Genomic DNA, 8,687 nt, shown 5'->3' with positions numbered 1-8,687 from the left:
GGCCGCGCAGCGCCTTGAGTTTGGCCTTGTAGCCGGCAAGTTCAGCCACATTGGGCAGCTTGCCATGAACCAGCAGGTAGGCGACTTCTTCGAATTCGCAACGGTCGGCGATGTCGAGAATGTCGTAGCCGCGATAGCTCAAATCATTGCCGGTACGGCCAACGGTGCACAGTGCGGTATTGCCGGCGGCTACGCCGGACAGGGCGACGGATTTTTTCGGCTTGCCGATGACGACTTCAGTCATGTGATTCTCCTTTGCAGATAGCGGGGCGGACGCGGATTATTTGTTTTTTTCCTGTTGAAACAGGGCGTCCAGTTTTTGTTCGTAGTCGTGGTAGCCGAGGTGATCGTACAGGTCCATACGGGTCTGCATGGTGTCGACCACATTGGCCTGGGTGCCGTCGCGGCGCAGTGCCTCGTAGACATTCAGCGCGGCTTTGGAGGCGGCGCGGAAGGTCGACAACGGATAGAGCACCAGTGAGACGCCGTTATTGCCCAGTTGTTCGGTGGTATAGAGCGGGGTGGAGCCGAACTCGGTGATGTTGGCCAGTACCGGCACTTTCACCGCTTCGGCAAACTGCTTGTACATGGCAAGATCGGTGATCGCTTCGGGGAAGATCATGTCGGCGCCGGCCTCGACGCAGGCGATGGCGCGCTCGATGGCCGATTCCAGGCCTTCGACTGCCAGTGCGTCGGTGCGCGCCATGATCACCATATCCTGACGGCGGGCATCGACGGCGGCCTTCACGCGGTCAACCATCTCTTCCTTGCTGACGATGGCCTTGTTAGGGCGATGGCCGCAGCGTTTTTGCTGGACCTGGTCTTCAATATGCACGGCGGCGGTACCGGCTTTTTCCAGGTTGCGCACGGCACGGGCGATATTGAATGCGCCGCCCCAGCCGGTATCGATGTCGACCAAGAGTGGCAGTTCGGTGACGTCGGTAATGCGGCGTACATCGATCAGTACGTCTTCCAGGGTGGTGATGCCAAGATCGGGAATGCCGCAGGAGCAGGCGGCGACACCGCCGCCGGACAGATAAATGGCTTTGAAGCCGGAGTGCTCGGCAAGACGGGCAAAATAGGCATTGACCGCGCCGACAACCTGCAGCGGCTTTTCCTGCTCGACGGCAAGACGGAAACGTTGACCCGGGGTATGCATCTGGCGGCTCCTTGATGATGTGTTGGCTGAGTGATTATTCCAAATTCTAGCAAGTGCTTGGTAAGTTCGTAAATGGCGAGGGCATTATTTTTCTTGCACCCAGCTGTTTTTTTGCCGCTTGTTGTGTTTTTGTCTGGTAAACGCACGTTTGGAAGTACGTGCAATGGTCAGAAGCTGGTGCTTGTCGGTTTTGCTTTGCAATGTGCTCTGTTAAGGTGACGGCTTATTACGGTCGAACTTATCCGGAGCAGAGGAGTCATAAGAGATGACTATAAAAATCTGGACAGCAAGCATAGAAAAAATCAGGAGCTGTAAACAAGAATGAGTGATCGGGAACTCGATCAGCAATTGGTGGAACGCGTCCAGCGTGGGGAGAAGCGCGCCTTTGATTTGTTGGTTTCCAAGTATCAAAGACGCCTGGGGCGCTTGTTGTCGCGCTTTATCAAGGACAGCGCGGACATTGAGGATGTGACACAGGAGGCCTTTATCAAGGCCTACCGGGCATTGCCGTCATTTCGGGGTGAGAGCGCTTTTTACACTTGGCTATATCGTATCGGAATCAATACGGCCAAGAACTTTCTCAGTGCCAATGGTCGAAGACCTGTGTTCAAGGCCGGGGTCGAGGATGAAGATGGCGAGGTCGCTGATCTGGGCGATCAGATGCCGGATTACCATACGCCCGAAGCGGACATGATGAACCGCCAGATCGTGGAGACGGTTAACCAGGCGGTGAATGCGTTGCCTGAGGAGTTGCGTACGGCAATTACCCTGCGTGAAATGGATGGTCTCAGCTACGAGGAAATCGCCCAAGTGATGGATTGTCCGATTGGTACGGTCAGGTCGCGTATTTTCCGTGCGCGTGAAGCGATTGCAACGCAGTTGCGCCCCTTGCTGGATACGGCAAAAGACAAGAGGTGGTAGTGATGAAAGAAAATATCTCTGCTTTGATGGACGATGCGCTGGATGATGCAGCGGCACACGCGGCCATCACGGATTTACAGGCGGATAAGGCATTGAAGGATAGCTGGGATACCTATCAGCTGATCGGGGATGCCATGCGCGGGGGCGGGGGTCTTGCGCTGGATGTGCGGCGCGAAGTCAGTGAGCGCCTGCGTGATGAGCCTACTGTTTTGGCGCCGGCCAGACGCTGGCCTTTGCCTTCCCGAAAGCTGCGCCATTATGCATTGGCCGCATCGGTTGCTTGCGCGGCCGTTGTCGGCTGGATGGGCTGGCAGCAGGATGAGTCGGAAATGGTGGTGGCCAAAGCAAGCGAAGCCCAGGTGTTCAGCCCGGCTACAGCGGTAGATGCACCTTATCTGCTGGCGCATCAGGAAATGGCGGGGACAATAGACGGCTCGCAGCGGCGGGTTGCCTATGTGCCAGCGCGTGACAAGGCAGCACATTGATGCAGTTCAGGTTTTGTGTTTTTTTCGGCATGTTGCTGGCACCTCTGGTACAGGCCGGTCCTGATGATGACTGGGCCTTGCTTGGCAAGGCTGCGCAGGTTGCACGCCAGCAAACATTGTCCGGCAGTTACCTGCACCAGATAGGTTCTGCATCCGAGACCTTCCGTATCCAGCGTTCAGTCAGCAAGGGGAAAGTCAGGGAGCGCCGTGTTTCGCTGGATGGCTTGCCGCGCGAGATTATCCGTCATGGCGACGTGCTGATTACGTCCGCTCCGGACGAGCATTCGCTGCTGGCAGCAAAAATAAGCAGTGCCAAGCTGTTTCCGGCCATTCTGCCGGATAATGTGGCCATGCTGGCTGATGGCTATGCCCTAAGCCGCTTGGGCTCGGATAGGGTAGCGTCGCGCGAATGCCAATGGTGGCAGTTGAAATCGCTGGAAGCCGGGCAGCGCTATACACAGCGCGTTTGTCTGGATAAGGCCAGTCAGCTGCCGCTGAAGTGGGTCACGCTGGATGCACAGCAGGATGTGGTCGAGTTGTTCAGCTTTATTGATCTGGATGATCGCGCACCGCGCGCCAAGGTGAGTGTGCAGCCGGTTTATCCCTTAAGCGCAGCATCCTCTGCTTCTGCCGTGAAGGCTGAAGAGGGAGTGGAGTCGCTAGAGATCAAAGGCATTCCGCCGGGTTTTCGGCTGCTGCGTTCTGTCATGCGTAAAATGCCGGGTAATGATGGTGCACCACCGGTTCAGCACCGGGTGTATAGCGATGGTCTGGCCGTGTTTTCTCTGTTTGTCGAGTATGCCAAGGATGCCAAACCGGCGCCTCATCTGACGCATGGGCCTATTTCGGTAGCTACAGACAATGAGGGCGAGTACCGTTTGACCTTGGTGGGGGATCTGCCTGATGCCGGCTTGCAGGCCATTGCCCGTCATCTGCGGCTTGTTAAAAAATCATGATTGAAACCGAAGCACGCGTATTGCGCGTCGAGCCCGGTGCGGCCTGGGTCGAGCCCAAGCCGCATTCGCCATGCGGTCAGTGTGATGCTGAGGGCGGTTGTCGTTCCTTGAGTATCGCGCGCCTGTTTAGCGGGCGTGATCCGGTGTTCCGGGTGCTGGATAGCCTGGGTGTAGGGGCCGGGGACCAGGTGATGGTGGCCGTGCCGGAAAAAAGCCTGAGACAAAGTGTGTTGCTGATGTATGTCTTGCCGCTGTTAGCCTTGTTCGCCGGCGCGCTGCTGGGCGCACTGTTTGGCGAGATGGCGTCGGCGCTTGCCGGTTTGGGTTGCTTGCTGCTGAGCTTGCTGCTGGTGCGCCGCCGGGCGCAACGCCTGTCGGAGGATGGGCGTTTTCAGCCTCATATTGCCAGTAAGCTGGACCCTGACGCCATTGTGGCCGCGCCGGCTCGTACTTGCCGTTCAAAAAACCGGCCCTTGGAGTAAAAATGACGCTGACGCTGATGTTCCGCGATTATTGCAGCCTGTGCCATGCCATGCGTGATGCACTATTGCCCTGGCAGGCGCGCTACGGCTTTGAGCTGGATATTGTCGACGTGGATGCCGACCCGGTGCTGGAAGAAAAGTACAACGAACTGGTGCCCGTGTTGCTGGATGCAAAGGGCGAGATCTGCCACTGGCACTTGGATGAAGCCGCTCTGGCGGAACGTTTGGCTGCACATGCCGGCGAAATCCGCTAGAATCGCGCACTAATTGATACCTGTACGAGGGCGCACTACGTGCCCTCGTCTTTTTGTTGTCTGCGAGCCTGATGAAACACATACGCAATTTTTCTATCATTGCCCATATCGACCACGGCAAATCCACGCTGGCTGACCGTTTTATCCAGTTCTGCGGTGGCTTGGATCTACGCGAAATGAGCGCCCAGGTGCTCGACTCAATGGATATTGAGAAAGAGCGTGGCATTACCATCAAGGCGCAGACTGCAGCCTTGCATTACAAGGCGCGGGATGGCGAGGTCTACAACCTCAACCTGATCGACACACCGGGACACGTCGACTTCAGCTATGAAGTGTCGCGTTCGCTGTCCGCCTGCGAAGGCGCGCTGCTGGTCGTGGACGCTTCGCAAGGTGTAGAAGCCCAGACCGTTGCCAACTGTTATACCGCCATCGACCTGGGGGTCGAGGTGGTGCCGGTGCTGAACAAGATCGATTTGCCGGCTGCCGAGCCAGAGCGCGTCTGTCAGGAAATCGAAGACATCATCGGTATCGAGGCCATCGATGCGGTGCGCGCTTCGGCTAAATCCGGTATCGGTATCGAGGATATCCTCGAAACCCTGATTGCCAAGATTCCGCCGCCGGTCGGCGATGTGGATGCCCCGCTCAAGGCGCTGATTATCGATTCGTGGTTTGATAACTACGTCGGCGTGGTGATGCTGGTGCGTGTCAAGGACGGCGTGATCAAGCCCAAGGACAAGATCAAGTTCATGGCCACCGGTGCCGAGCATCTGTGCGAGCAGGTCGGCGTATTCACGCCTAAAGCCTTGCAGCGCAGCGAGCTTAGGGCCGGCGAGGTGGGCTTTATCATTGCCGGTATCAAGGACATCAAGTCGGCCAAAGTGGGCGATACCATTACCTTGATGAAAACGCCGGCGGCCGAAGCATTGCCGGGCTTTAAGGAAGTCCAGTCGCAGGTGTTTGCCGGTCTGTATCCGGTGGAAAGCCACGACTACGATAATCTGCGCGATGCGCTGGAAAAGCTGCAACTGAACGATGCTTCGCTCAAGTACGAGCCGGAAGTGTCGCAGGCGCTGGGCTTCGGCTTCCGTTGCGGTTTCCTGGGGCTGCTGCATCTGGAAATTGTGCAGGAACGTCTCGAGCGCGAGTTCGATATGGACCTGATCACCACGGCACCTACCGTGGTGTACGAGCTACTGATGAAGGACGGCGAGGTGATCCATGTGGAAAACCCGTCCAAGCTGCCGGATCCTGCCAAGGTGGAAGAAATCCGCGAACCCATCATTACCGCCCATATCCTGCTGCCGCAGGAGTATGTCGGTGCGGTGATGACCTTGTGTAACGGCAAGCGTGGCGTGCAGCGCAATATGCAGTATCTGGGCCGCCAGGTGATGCTGACTTACGATATGCCGATGAATGAAGTGGTGATGGACTTCTTCGACAAGCTCAAGTCCACCAGCCGCGGCTACGCATCGCTTGACTACGACTTCAAGGAATATCAGGCATCCGACCTCGTCAAGCTGGATATTCTGGTCAATAGCGAGAAGGTGGATGCGCTGTCCCTGATCGTGCACCGTCAGAGCGCCCAGTTCCGCGGCCGTGCCGTTGCCGCCAAGATGCGCGAACTGATTCCGCGCCAGATGTTCGATATCGCGGTGCAAGCGGCCATCGGTGCGCACATTATCGCGCGCGAAACCATCAAGGCCTTGCGTAAGAACGTGCTGGCCAAGTGCTATGGCGGCGATATTACCCGTAAGAAAAAGCTGCTGGAAAAGCAGAAAGCCGGTAAGCGCCGCATGAAGCAGGTGGGTAATGTGGAAATTCCGCAGGAAGCCTTCCTCGCCATCTTGCAAGTAGGGGACAAATAAGTGAGCGGGAATCTGTTCTGGGTGTTTGTCGTTGTAGCGGTAGTCGGCATTGCGCTGATCGCGTCGGCCGGCAAGAAAGAGGCGGGCGCCAAAGAGTGGCCGGCTGCCGTGCAGTGGGGCTATATCGCCTTGCTGGTCGGCTGCTTCGGCGTGCTGTCGAGCTGGATGAGCTTTTCAGCCGTGATGCTGGTGATTGTGCTGGTGACCGGCTTTGGCTGGGCGCTGGATAAGTTCTATCTGGCACGCCGCCGAGCGCCGGGCGAAGAGCCCGGCCATATGGTCGACAACGCCAAGGGCTTTTTCCCCATCATTCTGGTGGTATTCCTGCTGCGCTCGTTTATTGCCGAACCGTTCCAGATTCCCAGCAGTTCCATGCGGCCGGGGCTGATTGTTGGCGACTTCATTCTGGTCAATAAATTCACCTACGGCATACGGGTGCCGGTGCTGAACAAGGTGATAGTGCCGGTGCATGAAGTTGCGCGTGGTGATGTGGCGGTGTTCAATTTCCCGCCTAACCCGCGCGTCGATTACATCAAGCGTGTGATCGGGCTGCCGGGGGACACGGTCGAGTACCGCAACAAGAGTCTGACTATCAACGGCAAGGCCGTGCCGGATGTGGCGGATGGTACTTATGACTATCTGGAGCAGGGTCTGGCGATGATACGGAACGACCAGTACATTGAAACCCTGCCATCCACACCTGAGGCCAAGACCTATAAGGTGCTGAAGAGTCCTCAGGCGCCAGTCTATGATCCGGCACAGGTGCGCGACTTCCCGTATCGCGATAATTGCCAGTATGCTGAAGACGGTTTTGTGTGCAAAGTGCCACAGGGCCACTACTTCATGCTGGGCGACAATCGCGACAACAGTCTGGATGGCCGCTACTGGGGCTTTGTTGCCGATGATCTGCTAGTGGGCAAAGCTTTCCTGATCTGGATGAATTTCGGTGATTTTTCGCGCATCGGAATGAAAATAGAGTAACGGTTTCGCCTTTTGACTGCCCGGGTCCCGCCTGTACCGCTGCGGGGCCGGGCTTTTTCATTCGCCACATTTGGCCGCGCGTGCCAGCAGGTTTAGAATGCGGCTTTCGTCGCCATGATAACTATCAGCTAAAAACAGGAGCAGAGCGTATGCGTTCTCGGGAATACGGTTTATCTGTGGTGTCGCTTTTGATGACGATACTGCTGGCTGGTGCATTGATACTGGGGTTTTTCCGTGTGGTACCGGTTTATTCCGAGTATTTCGAGATCAAGAATGCCTTGAATGATATGGCCAAGAATCCGGCGCCCGAGGGCGAGTGGGGCTTGCGTCAGGAATTTGCCCGCCGTGCCGGGGTAAACGATATCAGCTCGATCAAGCCGCAAGACTTGCGCATCTACGCGCCGGTCGGCCAGCAGCCGGCCATTACCGTTGCCTGGCGCCGTGAAGTACCGATGGTCTCCAATGTGAGCCTGCTTTTCGATTTCAACATTCACGCTGGCCAAAAAGCCGGCATGCAACCCTAAGCCGTGACTCAACATAAAGATATCCGATTTCGCCGCCTCAGCGAGGCATTAGGCTACCGTTTTACCCGTCCCGAGTGGCTGCGTCAGGCTTTGACGCACCGTAGCTACGGCACGCCCAACAACGAGCGACTGGAGTTTGTCGGCGACAGTATTCTCAACTATACCGTCGCCCGCATGCTGTATGACCGCTTTCCGCAATTGACCGAGGGCGAGCTATCGCGTCTGCGCGCCAATCTGGTGAATCAGCAGACCCTGTCCGAACTGGCCCAGCTGCTCAAGCTGGGGGACGAGCTGTATCTGGGCGAGGGCGAGCTTAAGAGCGGCGGTTTTAACCGGCCGTCCATTCTGGCGGATGCGCTGGAGGCGACCTTTGCCGCCGTGAGTTTTGACGCGGATTTTGCCGCAGCCGAAACCGTGGTGCGCCATTTGTACCGCGAGCGGGTCGAAGCGATTGACCCGACCCGCCATGCCAAAGATGCCAAGACACGCCTGCAAGAAGCACTGCAGGCGCGCAAATATCCGCTGCCGCGCTACCGCATCCTGAGCCAGTTGGGTGAGGCGCACGAGCAGCACTTCAAAGTCGCGTGCGAGCTGGGTGATCTGGGCATCGATACCAGCGGCGAAGGCAATAGCCGGCGCGCGGCCGAACAGCAGGCCGCCGAACAGGCGCTGCTGCAACTGGAAGCACAATTCAAACTGGGCAAGAAATGACCGAAACCTCTTATCGCTGCGGCTTTGTGGCCATCGTCGGCCGTCCCAATGTGGGCAAATCGACGCTGATGAACCACCTGATAGGCCAGAAGATCAGCATCACCTCCAAAAAGGCGCAGACCACGCGCCATCGCGTGACCGGCATCCATACCACCGATCACAGCCAGTTCGTGTTTGTCGATACACCGGGCTTCCAGACTTTTCACGGCGGCGCACTGAACGAGACCTTGAACAAGAGCGTCAAGGACACGTTGGGCAATGTCGATTGCGTGATGTTCGTCTTGGAAGCCAAGCGCTTTACCCCGGCTGACCGCGAAGTAATGGCGCTGTTGCCGAAGAAAATCCCGGT

Annotated in this window: 12 protein-coding genes; 10 read left to right on the top strand and 2 right to left on the bottom strand. The window is 57.2% G+C overall.

Annotated features, from left to right (window positions below):
* The coding region (locus EGI20_RS15010) for a citrate/2-methylcitrate synthase (protein WP_498632429.1) at positions 1-244 on the bottom strand (244 nt) is incomplete at its 3' end.
* A 36-nt stretch (positions 245-280) separates the two neighbouring features.
* Positions 281-1,159, bottom strand: coding sequence for a methylisocitrate lyase (prpB, locus tag EGI20_RS15005; protein ID WP_498630000.1), 879 nt, complete (start codon positions 1,157-1,159; stop codon positions 281-283).
* 321 nt (positions 1,160-1,480) lie between these two features.
* Between prpB and rpoE the strand changes: the two genes are divergently transcribed.
* From rpoE to era, 10 genes are all read left to right on the top strand, one after another.
* Positions 1,481-2,080 carry an RNA polymerase sigma factor RpoE gene (gene rpoE / locus EGI20_RS15000; protein WP_124734379.1) on the top strand — a complete coding sequence of 200 codons (600 nt, stop codon included), beginning with the start codon at positions 1,481-1,483 and terminating at the stop codon, positions 2,078-2,080.
* A gap of 2 nt (positions 2,081-2,082) precedes the next feature.
* Positions 2,083-2,565 carry an RseA family anti-sigma factor gene (locus EGI20_RS14995; protein WP_498629998.1) on the top strand — a complete coding sequence of 161 codons (483 nt, stop codon included), beginning with the start codon at positions 2,083-2,085 and terminating at the stop codon, positions 2,563-2,565.
* Positions 2,565-3,521 carry a MucB/RseB C-terminal domain-containing protein gene (locus EGI20_RS14990; RefSeq protein WP_498629996.1) on the top strand — a complete coding sequence of 319 codons (957 nt, stop codon included), beginning with the start codon at positions 2,565-2,567 and terminating at the stop codon, positions 3,519-3,521. The genes EGI20_RS14995 and EGI20_RS14990 overlap by 1 nt, the downstream gene beginning before the upstream one ends.
* The gene (locus tag EGI20_RS14985; protein WP_498629994.1) at positions 3,518-4,003 is read left to right on the top strand and encodes a SoxR reducing system RseC family protein; all 486 of its coding nucleotides are present in this window, start codon (positions 3,518-3,520) and stop codon (positions 4,001-4,003) included. Before EGI20_RS14990 ends, EGI20_RS14985 begins: the two co-directional genes overlap by 4 nt.
* A gap of 2 nt (positions 4,004-4,005) precedes the next feature.
* Positions 4,006-4,257 carry a glutaredoxin family protein gene (locus EGI20_RS14980; RefSeq protein WP_124734375.1) on the top strand — a complete coding sequence of 84 codons (252 nt, stop codon included), beginning with the start codon at positions 4,006-4,008 and terminating at the stop codon, positions 4,255-4,257.
* Between the two features lie 71 nt (positions 4,258-4,328).
* Positions 4,329-6,122 carry a translation elongation factor 4 gene (lepA, locus tag EGI20_RS14975; protein WP_124734374.1) on the top strand — a complete coding sequence of 598 codons (1,794 nt, stop codon included), beginning with the start codon at positions 4,329-4,331 and terminating at the stop codon, positions 6,120-6,122.
* A complete protein-coding gene (gene lepB, locus EGI20_RS14970; RefSeq protein ID WP_498629991.1) occupies positions 6,123-7,103 on the top strand; it encodes a signal peptidase I in 981 nt (326 codons plus the stop codon).
* 149 nt (positions 7,104-7,252) lie between these two features.
* Positions 7,253-7,627, top strand: coding sequence for a DUF4845 domain-containing protein (locus tag EGI20_RS14965; RefSeq protein WP_498632427.1), 375 nt, complete (start codon positions 7,253-7,255; stop codon positions 7,625-7,627).
* A gap of 3 nt (positions 7,628-7,630) precedes the next feature.
* Positions 7,631-8,338: a ribonuclease III gene (gene rnc / locus EGI20_RS14960; protein WP_160796025.1), complete on the top strand. Its 708-nt coding sequence runs from the start codon at positions 7,631-7,633 to the stop codon at positions 8,336-8,338.
* On the top strand, positions 8,335-8,687 hold a 353-nt coding region (gene era / locus EGI20_RS14955; protein ID WP_498632425.1), incomplete at its 3' end, for a GTPase Era. The genes rnc and era, both read left to right, overlap by 4 nt.

Source organism: Aquitalea sp. S1-19 (genome assembly GCF_024343515.1).
This window is presented reverse-complemented; position numbering and strand designations above follow the sequence as displayed.